Source organism: Mesobacterium pallidum, from assembly GCF_019966535.1.
GTDB classification, from domain to species: domain Bacteria; phylum Pseudomonadota; class Alphaproteobacteria; order Rhodobacterales; family Rhodobacteraceae; genus Mesobacterium; species Mesobacterium pallidum.
In genome coordinates, this window is the sequence record NZ_JAIMID010000008.1 from 1 (window position 1) to 12,372 (window position 12,372).

Sequence of the window (12,372 nt, forward strand, 5' to 3'; positions counted from 1 at the left end):
CTCAGCATAACAACGAAAGCCGCCTGATCATGCCCTCAGGCCATCCGGGAAATTACACCACCTTGACGGACGTGACCGGCCGAAGCTCCGGTTGATCCCGCCCGAGCTTGTGGACGAGTCCCTGACACGCGAGCTGGCGGAAGGGGCTTGCATCGTGCAGGGCGTGGAGTTCGACCCGGACGGCAACCGGGTGGCCTATCACGTCCTCCCGAGCCGCCCGCATGACCAGTTCGCCAACTACGCGCCGCCCGTGCGGGTTCCGGCGGATGACATTCTCCACATTATGAAGCCGCTGGCGGCGGGGCAGGTCCGGGGCGTCTCTTGGCTGGCCCCGGTCATCCTGCCCGCCTCCGAATTTGACCAGCTCTGTGATGCGCTGCTTGTCGGGGTGAAGGTCGCGGCGATGCACTCCGCCTTCCTTGTGGACATGAACGGCACGGCGGGCGAGCCCTATGACGGCACGGAGTCGGGTGGCATCATGGAGACCGGCCTTGAGCCCGGCACCATGAAGCGGCTGCCCACCGGCTATGACGTGAAGTTCAACACGCCCGGGCAGACCCAAGAGATTGGCGCGTTCCTTCGCCTCAACCTGCAACAGCTTGCCGCCGGGCTGGGGCTGCCGGAGCACCTTCTTTCCGGCGATCTGACCGGGGCGAACTATTCCAGCCTCCGGGCCGGGCTGCTGCCGTTCCGGCAGCGGGTGGAGCAAGTCCAGTATGGCACCCTTGTTCCCCAGCTTCTTCGCCCGATCTGGCGGCGCGTCGTCACCTTTGGCGTCCTCTCGGGCGAGCTGGCGGCCCCGGACTTCGAGTCCAACCCCCGGGCCTATCTGGCGGCGGAATGGCTGCCTCCGAAGCCCATGCAGGTTGACCCGCTCAAGGACGTGCAAGCGACCGTGGCGGAGCTGGAAGCCGGGCTGACCAGCCGCCGCAAAGCCGTGGCCGAACGGGGCTGGGCACTGGAAGACCTGGACTCGGAGATTGCCGCCGCCCCGCACACCCCCAAGCCCAAGGAGCCCGACAATGCCGCTTGACGATCTTCTTTTCCGACGCGGCGACCTGACGCCTGCAAGTTTCGACTCCGACGCCATGACCGTGGAGGCTGTTATCTCCACCTTCGCGGACGTGACCCGGCGCGATGCGCGGGGCAGCTTCACCGAACGGCTGGACCCCGCCGGGCTGGACCTTTCCGGGCTGGTGGGGGCTCCGGTCCTCGACGGGCACCGGCAGGGCTCCGCCCGCGACGTGGTGGGCACCGTGACCGCCTATCGCATGGAGCCGGGGGCACTTGTCGCCACCATCCGGCTGAGCTCTGCCGCTGACGCTGCCCCCGTGGTGGATCGAATCCGCGAAGGCACTCTGCGCGGCGTCTCCATAGGCTACCGCGTCACCCGCTGGGAGCCCTCCAATTCCCGCGCCCGGCTGAGGACGGCGGCGGCGTGGCGTATCTTTGAAGTCTCCGCCGTCCCAATCCCCGCCGATCTTGGCGCAACTTTCAGGAGTCAGGACATGGAGCCCGACGAAATCGAAATCACCACCGAAACCCGCGAAGACGACCGGGCGCAGACCCGGGCAGCAATCCGGCAAATTGCCCGTTCCGCTGGCATGACCAGCGAACAGGCGGACGACATGGTGGACCGAGAGCTGTCCATCACCGAAGCCCGGGCGGAAGCCTTTGAGGCAATGCAGGACCGTGGCCGCACCACGCCGCGCATCCGCACGGCGACCCGCGAGGCAGACAACCCCGCCACGGTCCTGCAACACCGCTCCGACGCGCTCTATGCCCGCGTCTCTGGCGAAGCCCCGTCGGACGCGGCGCGGCCCTACATGAGCGAACGCTTGCTCGACGTGGCGCGGGCTTGCGTGGAGGCCACCGGCACCAGCACCCGGGCGATGGACGCCGACCAGCTCTTCCGGGCTGCCATGCACACCTCGTCCGACTTCCCCCAGCTTCTCACCAGCACCGGCAACCGGACGCTGGTGGCGGCCTATCAGGCGGCTCAGAGCCCGGTGAAGACGACGCTGGCGCGGCAATCGACCTTGGCCGACTTCCGGCCCGGGACGCGGCTCAAGCTCAGCGACATCGGCACTCTGGGCGAGGTGAGCGAGTCGGGTGAGATCAAGCACACCAGCCGGGCGGAAGCGTCCGAGTCCTATGCGCTCGACACTTACGCCACCCAGTTCGCTATCAGCCGCAAGGCGCTCATCAACGACGATCTGGGCGCGTTCCGCGACTGGGGTGCGACGGCGGGCCGGATGGCGGCGGAGACGGAAGCCAACCTGCTGCTGTCGCTGCTGCTGTCCAACCCGACGATGGGCGAAGACGCCACCGCGCTCTTCCATGCCGATCACGGCAACCTTGCCAGCCCGGGCACGTCGCTGGGCAGCGTGGCGGACATCACCGCTCTGGACGTGGCCCGGAAGGCCATGCGCGGCATGAAGGCGCTGGACGGTGTGACCCCGATCAACGCCACGCCGAAATATCTGCTGGTGGGGCCGGAGCTCGAAACCCAAGCGGAGCAAGTCCTTGCTCAGATTTACGCCACGACCTTCACCGACGCCAACCCCTTCACCGGGCGGCTGACGCTGCTGGTGGAGCCGCGCATCACCGATGAGAGCTGGTATCTCTTCGCGGACCCGGCGGCGCTGCCTGTGCTCGAATACAGCTATCTGAGCTCCGCTCAGGGGCCGCAGATGGCGTCCCGCGAAGGCTGGGACGTGCTGGGCATGGAGTTCCGCGTGGTGCTGGACTTCGGCTGTGGTGCCGTCGACTGGCGCGGCGCTTACCTCAACCCGGGCGACTGAGATGGCGACCGTGGCTGAGCTGACCAAGATGCGGGCGGACCTCCATGCCGCCCGCATGACCGGGGCACGGGAGTTCCGGGACCAGAACGGCGAAACCGTCGTCTACAAGTCCGACTCCGAGATGGCCCGGGCGCTGGCGGCGCTCGACGCCGAGATTGCGGCGGCTCAGTCCAAGCCGCCGTCCACCATCCTCTTCCGAACCTCGAAAGGACTCTGAGATGAAGAACTATGTGCAGAAGGGTGAGAACATCACCGTGACCGCGACCGCCGCCGCCAGTTCGGGCGAAGGCGTCCTTGTGGGCAGCCTCTTCGGCATCGCCGCCGGGGACGCCGCCATTGGCGAAGACCTCGACCTTGTGACGGTGGGCGTCTTCACCATGCCCAAGGTGAGCACCGACGCCTTCACCGTGGGGGCCGTCGTCTACTGGGACGACTCCGCCGGGCTGGTCACGACCGACGACGACACCGGCAACAACCCGGAAATCGGGCTGGCCGTGACCGCCGCCGCCAACCCCAGTGGCACCGTCAACGTGCGGCTCAACGGCTGAGACGATGAACGCCCCGGCACGTCATAGGGCCTTGCCGCCTCCGACCGCGCGTCTTCTGTCGCGCCCGGAGGCGGCTGCCTATGTTGGCGTGTCGCCTTCTACCTTCGACAAGCTCATGGCTGACGGGCTCATGCCCCGGCCCTTGAAGGTCTATGCCCGCACCCTCTGGGACGTGCGAACGCTGGACGCTTCCATTGATTCCTTGCACGACACTTGCGACTCGCAGGATGGTGACAGTCCCGATGACAACGAATGGGACTAGACCATGAACCAAATTCTCCGACGACCACCCCGATACTGTCAGGGGTTTGCCGATAGGCACAGCAAGCCGCGATGGTATTTCCGCCGCCCCGGTTTCCCCCGGAGCCCGCTGCCCGGGCTGCCGTGGAGCCCCGACTTCATGGCAGCCTATGAGAAGGCCATGCAGGGCGAGAAGGTCCAGATAGGCCGCTCCAAGAGCGTCCCGGGCACCATTGGCGCACTCATCGCCAGCTACTACCAGACGCCAGACTTCATCGGGCTCAGCCCGTCGACGCAGCGCGTCTATCGCAACATCCTCGAACGCTTCCGCAAGGACCACGGGGACAAGCGGGTGGCGAAGCTCGAAAAGCGGCACATTCAGAAGATCATGGCGGAGCGGTCTGACACCCCGTCCAGCGCCAACCGGCTTCTGCGGATGCTGCACACGCTCATGGTTCATGCCATTGACTTGGGCTGGCGGCCCGACGATCCGACCGTGACCGTCAAGAAGCTCCGGGCCAAGACGACCGGCTTCACCACATGGGAGGAAGAGCACATTGCCGCCTTCCTCAACTATCACCAGCCGGGCACACGGGCGCACACCGCGCTCATGCTCTTGCTCTACACCGGGCAGCGGCGTTCCGATCTGGTGAGGATGGGGCCTGCCAACGTCAAGGACGGCTTTATCAGCATCGTGCAACAGAAGACGGGGCAGCCGGTGGACATTCCGATCCTGCCGGAGCTTCAAGCGGTGCTCGATTCGCTGCCCAAGACAGAGACCTTCCTTGTCTCCGACCGGGCCGCAGACGATGGCCGCGCCCTCACCCCGGAGAGCTTCACCAACTGGTTCCGTGACATGGTGAAGGACGTGACCGTGGAACGGGACGGGAAGCGGAAACGGGCCTTGCCCGATGGTCTGAGTGCGCATGGGCTGCGAAAAGCGGTTTGCCGTCGCATGGCCGAAGCCGGGCTGACACCGCACCAGATCATGTCCATCAGCGGGCACAAAACCCTGTCGGAAGTGACCCGCTACACCGTCGCGGCGAGTCGGAAGATGCTGGCGCAACAGGCTGCGGAGGCGCTTGGGCGCATCGGCAGAGAAGAAGGGAGTAGTTCCCCAACTGTCAAACCGCTAGGATAGGTTTGACAATTCGCCTGCTAAGGCTTTGATTTTGCTTCACGCATTTGGATAGTGGTGAGCCGTGCAGGATTCGAACCTGCGACCCACTGATTAAAAGTCAGTTGCTCTACCAACTGAGCTAACGGCCCACTGTGGGGCGGCTTCTAGAAACACCCGCGACCGGGGTCAACCCCGAAAAATCACGAAATCGCACGGCTCTATGGATTCATCCCCGGACAGGGCGTATATGCGCCGCCATGACGCGCCAGGACCATCAGAATTTGCCCTTCATGAAGATGCACGGGCTGGGCAACGACTTTGTCGTGCTGGACGCACGGGCGCGCCCCGTGACCGTCTCGCCCGCGCTCGCGCTGGCGCTGGCCGACCGGCACATGGGGGTGGGGTTCGACCAGCTGGCGGTGATCGAACCGCCGCGCGGCAATGGTGACGCGCACCTGGTGTTCCTCAATGCCGACGGCAGCGCCTCGGCCGCCTGCGGGAATGCCACGCGCTGCATCGCGCGGCACCTGATGGACGAGACCGGGCGCGATGCGCTCGTGTTGACCACCGACCGGGGCACGCTGCTGGCAAGGGACGCGGGTCATGGCCTGACCTCGGTCAACATGGGCGCGCCGCAACTGACGTGGGACGAGATTCCGCTGGCGCGCGAGATGGACACGCTCGAGCTGCCCATCGAGGGCGCGCCGACCGCGACCGGGATGGGCAACCCGCATTGCACCTTCTTCGTGGACGATGTGTCCGCCATCGACCTCGCCACGCGCGGCCCGCTGGTCGAGCATGACCCGCTCTATCCACAGCGCACCAACGTGCAATTCGCGCAGGTCATCGGGCCCGATCACCTACGGATGCGCGTGTGGGAACGCGGCACGGGTATCACCCTCGCCTCTGGCTCTTCCTCCTGCGCGACGGCGGTGGCGGCAGCGCGGCGGGGCCTGTCGGGCCGCACCGTCACCATCGAGCTTGACGGCGGCACGATCCATATCGACTGGCGCGAGGACGGCGTCTGGATGACCGGCCCCACGGCGCATGTCTTTGACGGCGTCCTCACCGCCCGCTGGCTGGAGCAGGTGGGATGAAGCCGCCGGTCTTCTCGACCCTCGGCTGCCGTCTCAACGCCTACGAGACCGAGGCGATGAAGGAACTGGCCGAGGCGCAGGGCATCGACAATGCCGTGGTGGTGAATACCTGCGCCGTGACCGCCGAGGCGGTGCGCAAGGCGCGGCAGGAGATCCGCAAGCTGCGCCGCGAACACCCCGAGGCGCGGCTGATCGTGACCGGCTGCGCCGCGCAGACCGAACCCGAGACCTTTGCCGCCATGCTTGAGGTGGACGCGGTCATCGGCAATACCGAGAAGATGCAGCCCGAGACCTGGGCCGGCCTCGCCGCCGATTTCATCGGCGAGACGGAGCGCGTGCAGGTCAACGACATCATGTCGGTGACCGAAACCGCCGGCCACCTGATCGACGGCTTCGGCCGCCACCGCGCCTATGTGCAGGTGCAGAATGGCTGCGATCACCGCTGCACCTTCTGCATCATCCCCTATGGCCGGGGCAATTCGCGCTCGGTTCCCGCCGGGGTCGTGGTCGATCAGATCAAGCGGCTGGTGAACAAGGGCTTCAACGAGGTAGTGCTGACAGGGGTCGACCTGACCTCCTGGGGTGCCGATCTGCCGGGGGAGCCGCGCCTGGGCGACCTGGTCATGCGGATCCTGCGGCTGGTGCCGGACCTGCCGCGCCTGCGCATCAGCTCGATCGATTCGATCGAGGCGGACGAGAACCTGATGCTGGCCATCGCGACAGAGCCGCGCCTGATGCCGCATCTGCACCTGAGCCTCCAACACGGCGATGACCTGATCCTCAAGCGGATGAAACGCCGCCACCTGCGCGACGACGCCATCGCCTTTTGCGAAGAGGCCGTGCGCCTGCGCCCCGACATGGTCTTTGGCGCCGACATCATCGCCGGCTTCCCGACGGAAAGCGAGGCGGCCTTCGACAACTCGCTGAAGCTGGTCGAAGAATGCGGGCTGACCTGGCTGCATGTCTTCCCCTATTCGCCCCGCCCGGGCACCCCGGCGGCGCGGATGCCGCAGGTCAAGGGGCCGGCGATCAAGGACCGCGCGGCGCGGCTGCGCGCGGCCGGGACGCTGCGCGTGGCGGCGCATCTGTGTGCCCAGCAGGGGCAGATCCATGACGTGCTGCTGGAAAGCCCCCGCATGGGCCGCACCGCGCAATTCACCGAGGTGACATTCGCCGAAGACCAGCCCGAAGGCGCCATCATCCGCGCCCGGATCATCGGCCATGACGGGCAGGTCCTGCAGGGCGCGGCCGCCTGACCTTTCGGGCACTCGCCCATACCGCGAAATGACTTTACGTCAGGCAAGAATCTGCTGACCGGCAAACATGCCTTTCGGACTCATGTCCTAACCCTTTGAAATCCCTGCCATCCCAGCCAGGGCACCGTCAGGAATTCCGTACTTGATTCAAAATGGCAGAATCTGCCATGCTCTTAATAGTTGAAGTTCGCATTTGCACATTCTCATTAAAGGGCAAGGGACGCGCATTCTCCCGTCACGCTGACGGCATTTCCGATCCCCAAAGGCGCGCCCCCGTCCCGGACGACATGCCAAGGCCAGCCAGGCCTTTGACCCCGCCCGCGCGGGACCGGGAAAGGCATGCCGGATGACATTGGCGATACGGCGAGTTTCGGCCTCCGTCACGCGGGGCGCGCTCGGCCGAGCTGTCCCGGACCTGTCATCACTAGGGAGCCTTCGCGCCATGTATCAGCACCCCGGCGTCTACATCGAACACGTCCCCTCGGGCGCCTTGTCCATCGAGGCTGCCTCGACCTCGGTCACCGCCTTCATCGGCAAGGTCGACCGCGGCGTCCCCGTCAATGGCGACGGCGCCCCGGTCTTCATCAGCTCGGTCGGACAATACGCAACCCTCTTCGGCCCGGTCGGCGGCGGCCCCGGCGGGGTCAAGAACAACGGCAGCGACGCGGACCCGTTCGGGCTGGCGGTGAACGCCTATTTCTCGAACGGCGGCACCAAGGCCTATATCGTGCCGGTCGCCACCAACGCGGCCAAGGAAAGCACCGGCGAGCTCAAGGTCAAGCTGGGCGCCAAGAATTACAAGGTGACGGTGACCGCCAATTCGCCCGGCAAATGGGCCGACACCCTGCTGGTCGAAATGCGCGACGCAGGGGTGGATTCGCTGGTCACGCTGGTCATCGGCACCCAGACCGCCGAAAGCCTTGGCGAGAACGACGTCGCCAAGAAGGCCTTCGAGGACGAGCTCGAGGTGATCACGGGGCTGTCGCTCGACCCCGACTCGCCCGCCTTTGCCGAAGCGCGCGTGGGCGCTGCCTCGACCATGATCACCATCAAGGTGGTCGAAGAAGCCGGCGGCGCGGCCCTGCCGGTGCGCGCGGCGCTCAAGGATGGCGTGGACAGCGGCAGCCCGGGCAAGGCGGCCTATTCCAGCGCGCTGGAAAAGCTCAAGGATTACCGCGACGTGTCGATCATCGTGCTGCCCGGCAAGACCTGGCAGGACGACAAGACCACCTACGAAGAGGCGATCACCCATGCCGAGTTCATGCAGAACCGCATGGTGATCGTGGACGGCAACGGCACGGCGCTGAATACGCCCAAGGACGTCAAGGACCAGGGGTTCCCGACCTCGCCCTATTCGGCCTTCTACTATCCGCAGATGACGGTGCAGAACCCGCATTACGACCCGGACCTGGCCGGCAACCTGCCCAAGACCTTCAACATCGGGCCGGCGCCCTTTGCCGCCGGGATCTGGGGTCGGATCGACGGCACCCGCGGCGTGTGGAAGGCCCCGGCGGGGCTCGAGGCCTCGGTGCGCGGCGGGCTGGGCCCGACGGTGGTGATCGGCAATGCGCTGCAGGACAACCTCAACGAATGGGGGGTGAACTGCCTGCGGGCCATCATCGGCCCGACCGTGGTCTGGGGCGCGCGGACGCTGGCGACAAAGGCCAAGCCGCAATACCGCTACGTGCCCGTGCGGCGGACGCAGAACATGATCGGCGAAAGCCTCTACCGCGCGCTGCAGGCCGTGGTGTTCGAGCCCAATGACCACAAGCTCTGGGGCTCGCTCCGCGCCTCGGTCGGGGATTTCATGAACGGTCTGTTCCGCGCCGGCGCCTTCCAGGGCGAAAAGGCCAGCGACGCCTATTTCGTGAACTGCGGGCTGGGCTCGACCATGACCCAGGGCGACATCGACGCCGGCATCGTCCGCGTGGCGGTGGGCTTTGCGCCGCTGAAACCGGCCGAGTTCGTCGTCGTCCAGATCCAGCAGAAGGTCGGGCAGGCCAGCTGAGGCCCGCCCCTATCCCAACCCCATGAAAAAGGAGGCTGACCGATGGCTGCCCCGATGTTTCCCGCCAATGCGCATCGCTACGACCCCTACCGCACCTTCAAGTTCCAGGTGGTGATCAACGGCAAGGCCGTGGCGGGCCTGTCCAAGATGGGCGCGCTCAAGAAAACGACCGAGGTCGTGAACTGGCGCGCCGCAGGCGATCCGTCGCACCAGCGCGCCATGCCCGGCGGCACCAAGTTCGAGAACGTGACGCTGGAACAGGGCCTTAGCCACGATCCGGTGTTCGAGGAATGGGCCAATTCCGTCAACAACGTGGGCGAGGGGGACGCCGGCATGTCGCTGGTCAACTTCCGCCGCGACGTGGTGGTGAACGTGATGAACCTGCAGGGCACGCCCGCGATCTCGTACCACCTGCGCCGCGCCTGGGTGACCGAATACCAGGCCCTGCCGGAATTCGACGCCAACAACATGAACACCATCGGCATCCAGTCGATCACGCTGGCCTACGAGGGCTTCGTGCGCGACGCGGCGGTGGCGGAACCGGCCGAGGCGTGATGCCCGACCGCGCGCCGGATACCCTGGCCGTCGCCTTCCCCTCGGCCCTGCCCCGCGTTCTGACCGGGCGGGTCGAGCTTGAGCTGGCCGATGCCCTGACACCCCGCCTGCCCCGGCCGCAGCGGGTGACGGCGGTGCTCACGGCGCTGTTCGACCGGGTGGGCGGAGAGGCCGCGACGCCCTCGCTGCTCTGGCGGTTGGCCACGGGCGCGCGGGCGCATTTGCTCTTGCGGGCCGCGCGGGCGTTCTTTCCGGCGCGGGGCTGGTTTTCCGGCCGCTGCGACGGTTGCGGCGGGGAGTACGACCTGCATCTCGACCTCGGACAGGTGCCGCGCTCCGAGCCTTTGGAAGGCTACCCGCTGGTCACCGTCCAGACCTCGCTCGGCCCGCGCCGGTTCGAGGTGCCGAACGGCCTGACCGAGGATCACCTGTCGCGCGACAGCACAGCCGACCGGCGCACCCTGGCCGGGCTGACCGGCCTGTCGGACCGCGCGCAGGCCGAGGCGGCGCGGTTTACGCCCGGCGACCTTGCCGCGATCGAGGCGGCGCTGGACGAGGCCACGCCCGATGTCGCCGAAGAGATCCAGTCCACCTGTCCCGATTGCGGGGCCGGCGTCTCGGCCCGGCTCGACCCGCTCGACTTTGCCTTTCCCGCGCCCGACCGGCTGGACCGCGAGATCTTCCTGATCGCGCGGTGCTACGGCTGGGACGAGCCCACGATCCTGGCCCTGCCAAGCGCCCGCCGCCGCCGTCACGCGGCCATGATCGCCGCGGACGGCCGGAGGGGGGCAAGATGAGCCTGCTCAGCCGCCTCAAGTCCCGCGCCGGCGTGCCGGGTGCTGCCCGGACGCTCCGGCCCAAGGGCCTAGCCCCCCTGCGGCGGGAAGAAGTGGAAGAGGCCGCGCAACCTCTCCGCCGGGCCCCGGCGCCCGCCACGGCTGTGCGCACCATACTTTCACGTATGGAGGAGGAAGAAGTGGCCCAGGCCATTCGCCGCGAGGAGGACGAGGAAGAGTCCATGCAGCCCCTCCGCCGCGAGGAAGAAGAGGAAGAAGCCCAGCCGCTTCGCCGCCAGCCGGAGGAGGAAGAGGACAGCCTGCAAACCATCCGTCGCGAAAAAGAGGAGGAGGCCATGCAACCCCTCCGCCGCGACGAGGAGGAAGAGGCCGCGCAACCGCTCCGCCGCGAGCCGGAGGAGGAGGAAGAGACGCTCCCCCTGCGCCGCCTCGAAGAGGAGGAGGAGGCCATGCAGACCCTCCGCCGGCAGCCCGAGGAAGAAGAGGAGAGCCTGCAAACCCTCCGCCGCGAGGAGGAGGAAGAAGCCGCCCAGCCCCTCCGCCGTCTCGAGGAAGAGGCGATGCAGACCCTCCGCCGCATGACCCCGCCCGATGCCGAGGGGCTGGATGCGGAAACCGCCGTCCCGCCTGACGACCTGTCGGGCGAGCCGGACGTGCCCAGCGCCAGCCCGATGCGCCGCGAGGCTGCGCCGCAAGCCGCCTTCGACATGGGCGGCGACGTCGGTATCGACGCGGCCGCGCCCGACTTTCCCGAATTCGACGGGGATCGCCAGACCGCCACTCACGGAACCGACCCGGGGCTGCGTCCCGGGGCCGAGACGGCGATCCCCCCGGGGCCGGCCAAGGTGGTCATCGACCAGGTCGACGTGGTGATCCACGAACCCGGCCAGCCCGCCCGCGCGGGCCAAGGCACCGCGCAGGATTTCGCGCGGTTCGCCCGCAGTCGTTACCTCGGGGGGCTGTGAGATGGCCCTCGGCCCCTCGTCCCTGTCGACCGCGATCCAGGGTTTCGCGGAGTACCTGACCGACCGCTTCCCCGAGGGCGTGACGGTCACCGTGGACACGCCGCAGCGCGCCTCGGAGCAAGCCAAGAACGCGCAGGCCGGGACGGATATCCTGAACGTCTTCGTCTACCGCCTCGCGCCTTCGGGCTTTCACGCCGACCGCGACAAGGGTGAGCCGGAGTTCGTCCGGGCCAGCATCCTGCTGACCCCCTTCCCCCGCGCGCAGGACGAAGACGGGGCGACCGATCTCGACCTGCGCATCCTTGGCCATGCCATCGCTGTGATCCAGTCCGACCCGGTCATGCCGCTGATCCTGCCCGCCACGCCCGGCAGCCCCGAGGCCGCCGCGCTGGCGCCGCAGACGACCTTCTACCAGATGCAATGCGTGATGCAGGCGCCCGCGATGGAAGAGATGAACCACATCTGGACCACGCAGGGCGGCGAGCTGGCCTATCGCCTCTCGGCCGCTTTCGAGCTGGCGCTGATCCCGGTCGAGCCGCTGGCCTATGTGACCCCGCCAACCCCGGTCCGCGCCGCCGTGCTGGACGTCCGCGCTGATGCCGTGCCGGGCCTGTCGCCCACGCCGATGGGCGTGGTGCCCGGGAACTGGCTGCCCGTGGTGATGTTCCGCGACGCAGGCGGGCTGACCAGCACGCTGACCGTCGCGCCCGGTGCGGCCAACGCGCCGCTCGCCCTGACCGGCCTGCCGGGCGGCGCGGCCGAGGTGATCGTCGAATGGACCCGCGAGGACGGCACCGAGGAGGCGCAGGCACCGCAGGACCATACGGTCACGTCCGGAAACCTCGACGATCCGGGCGCGGCCATCGCCGTGACGCTGATCGACGCCGCGACGGGCGACCGCGCCCGGATCTACGCCCGGCCCAAGGCGCCCCCCGGCGCCACGGCCGGCAACGTGCTGATGCTGACGGTCGGAGGCGCGTGA

12 protein-coding genes and 1 tRNA gene are annotated in these 12,372 nt (G+C 67.5%); 12 read left to right on the plus strand and 1 reads right to left on the minus strand.

All coding sequences use genetic code 11. The features are described 5' to 3' along the window. Window positions 1–91 precede the first annotated feature (91 nt). From MF270_RS12710 to MF270_RS12730, 5 genes are all read left to right on the plus strand, one after another. Window positions 92–1,033, plus strand: a complete 942-nt coding sequence (locus tag MF270_RS12710) for a phage portal protein (RefSeq protein WP_238366274.1) — start codon at window positions 92–94, stop codon at window positions 1,031–1,033. Beyond that, window positions 1,023–2,804: a prohead protease/major capsid protein fusion protein gene (locus MF270_RS12715; protein WP_238366275.1), complete on the plus strand. Its 1,782-nt coding sequence runs from the start codon at window positions 1,023–1,025 to the stop codon at window positions 2,802–2,804. The genes MF270_RS12710 and MF270_RS12715 overlap by 11 nt, the downstream gene beginning before the upstream one ends. A gap of 1 nt (window position 2,805) precedes the next feature. Further along, complete coding sequence (locus tag MF270_RS12720) at window positions 2,806–3,021, plus strand: phage head-tail joining protein (RefSeq protein ID WP_238366276.1); 216 nt, start codon at window positions 2,806–2,808, stop codon at window positions 3,019–3,021. Between the two features lies 1 nt (window position 3,022). Further along, the gene (locus MF270_RS12725) at window positions 3,023–3,352 is read left to right on the plus strand and encodes a DUF2190 family protein (protein WP_238366277.1); all 330 of its coding nucleotides are present in this window, start codon (window positions 3,023–3,025) and stop codon (window positions 3,350–3,352) included. A gap of 400 nt (window positions 3,353–3,752) precedes the next feature. Beyond that, window positions 3,753–4,733 carry a tyrosine-type recombinase/integrase gene (locus MF270_RS12730; protein WP_238366278.1) on the plus strand — a complete coding sequence of 327 codons (981 nt, stop codon included), beginning with the start codon at window positions 3,753–3,755 and terminating at the stop codon, window positions 4,731–4,733. Window positions 4,734–4,785: 52 nt separating this feature from the next. Here MF270_RS12730 and MF270_RS12735 read toward each other — a convergent pair. Then, window positions 4,786–4,861, minus strand: a tRNA-Lys gene (locus tag MF270_RS12735). Between the two features lie 108 nt (window positions 4,862–4,969). Here MF270_RS12735 and dapF point away from each other — a divergent pair. The 7 genes from dapF (at window position 4,970) to MF270_RS12770 (ending at window position 12,372) form a co-directional block, all read left to right on the plus strand. Beyond that, a complete protein-coding gene (gene dapF / locus MF270_RS12740; protein ID WP_238366279.1) occupies window positions 4,970–5,809 on the plus strand; it encodes a diaminopimelate epimerase in 840 nt (279 codons plus the stop codon). Next, a complete protein-coding gene (gene mtaB, locus MF270_RS12745) occupies window positions 5,806–7,065 on the plus strand; it encodes a tRNA (N(6)-L-threonylcarbamoyladenosine(37)-C(2))-methylthiotransferase MtaB (RefSeq protein ID WP_238366280.1) in 1,260 nt (419 codons plus the stop codon). The genes dapF and mtaB overlap by 4 nt, the downstream gene beginning before the upstream one ends. Window positions 7,066–7,507: 442 nt before the next feature. After that, on the plus strand, window positions 7,508–9,073 hold the full coding sequence (locus tag MF270_RS12750) for a phage tail sheath family protein (protein ID WP_238366281.1): 1,566 nt from the start codon (window positions 7,508–7,510) through the stop codon (window positions 9,071–9,073). A gap of 42 nt (window positions 9,074–9,115) precedes the next feature. After that, window positions 9,116–9,628: a phage tail protein gene (locus tag MF270_RS12755; protein WP_238366282.1), complete on the plus strand. Its 513-nt coding sequence runs from the start codon at window positions 9,116–9,118 to the stop codon at window positions 9,626–9,628. Then, window positions 9,628–10,425 carry a hypothetical protein gene (locus tag MF270_RS12760; protein ID WP_238366283.1) on the plus strand — a complete coding sequence of 266 codons (798 nt, stop codon included), beginning with the start codon at window positions 9,628–9,630 and terminating at the stop codon, window positions 10,423–10,425. The genes MF270_RS12755 and MF270_RS12760 overlap by 1 nt, the downstream gene beginning before the upstream one ends. Continuing rightward, a complete protein-coding gene (locus MF270_RS12765; protein WP_238366284.1) occupies window positions 10,422–11,390 on the plus strand; it encodes a hypothetical protein in 969 nt (322 codons plus the stop codon). The genes MF270_RS12760 and MF270_RS12765 overlap by 4 nt, the downstream gene beginning before the upstream one ends. A 1-nt stretch (window position 11,391) precedes the next feature. Further along, a complete protein-coding gene (locus MF270_RS12770) occupies window positions 11,392–12,372 on the plus strand; it encodes a Pvc16 family protein (protein ID WP_238366285.1) in 981 nt (326 codons plus the stop codon).

What these genes read in the sequence shown, in the direction of transcription:
- MF270_RS12715 (WP_238366275.1), top strand. Translation starts at nt 1,023, where the DNA reads ATGCCGCTTGACGATCTTCTTTTCCGACGCGGCGACCTGACGCCTGCA.
- MF270_RS12760 (WP_238366283.1), top strand. Translation starts at nt 9,628, where the DNA reads ATGCCCGACCGCGCGCCGGATACCCTGGCCGTCGCCTTCCCCTCGGCC.
- MF270_RS12770 (WP_238366285.1), top strand. Translation starts at nt 11,392, where the DNA reads ATGGCCCTCGGCCCCTCGTCCCTGTCGACCGCGATCCAGGGTTTCGCG.
- MF270_RS12765 (WP_238366284.1), top strand. Translation starts at nt 10,422, where the DNA reads ATGAGCCTGCTCAGCCGCCTCAAGTCCCGCGCCGGCGTGCCGGGTGCT.
- mtaB (WP_238366280.1), top strand. Translation starts at nt 5,806, where the DNA reads ATGAAGCCGCCGGTCTTCTCGACCCTCGGCTGCCGTCTCAACGCCTAC.
- MF270_RS12720 (WP_238366276.1), top strand. Translation starts at nt 2,806, where the DNA reads ATGGCGACCGTGGCTGAGCTGACCAAGATGCGGGCGGACCTCCATGCC.
- MF270_RS12730 (WP_238366278.1), top strand. Translation starts at nt 3,753, where the DNA reads ATGGCAGCCTATGAGAAGGCCATGCAGGGCGAGAAGGTCCAGATAGGC.
- MF270_RS12755 (WP_238366282.1), top strand. Translation starts at nt 9,116, where the DNA reads ATGGCTGCCCCGATGTTTCCCGCCAATGCGCATCGCTACGACCCCTAC.
- MF270_RS12750 (WP_238366281.1), top strand. Translation starts at nt 7,508, where the DNA reads ATGTATCAGCACCCCGGCGTCTACATCGAACACGTCCCCTCGGGCGCC.
- MF270_RS12725 (WP_238366277.1), top strand. Translation starts at nt 3,023, where the DNA reads ATGAAGAACTATGTGCAGAAGGGTGAGAACATCACCGTGACCGCGACC.
- dapF (WP_238366279.1), top strand. Translation starts at nt 4,970, where the DNA reads ATGACGCGCCAGGACCATCAGAATTTGCCCTTCATGAAGATGCACGGG.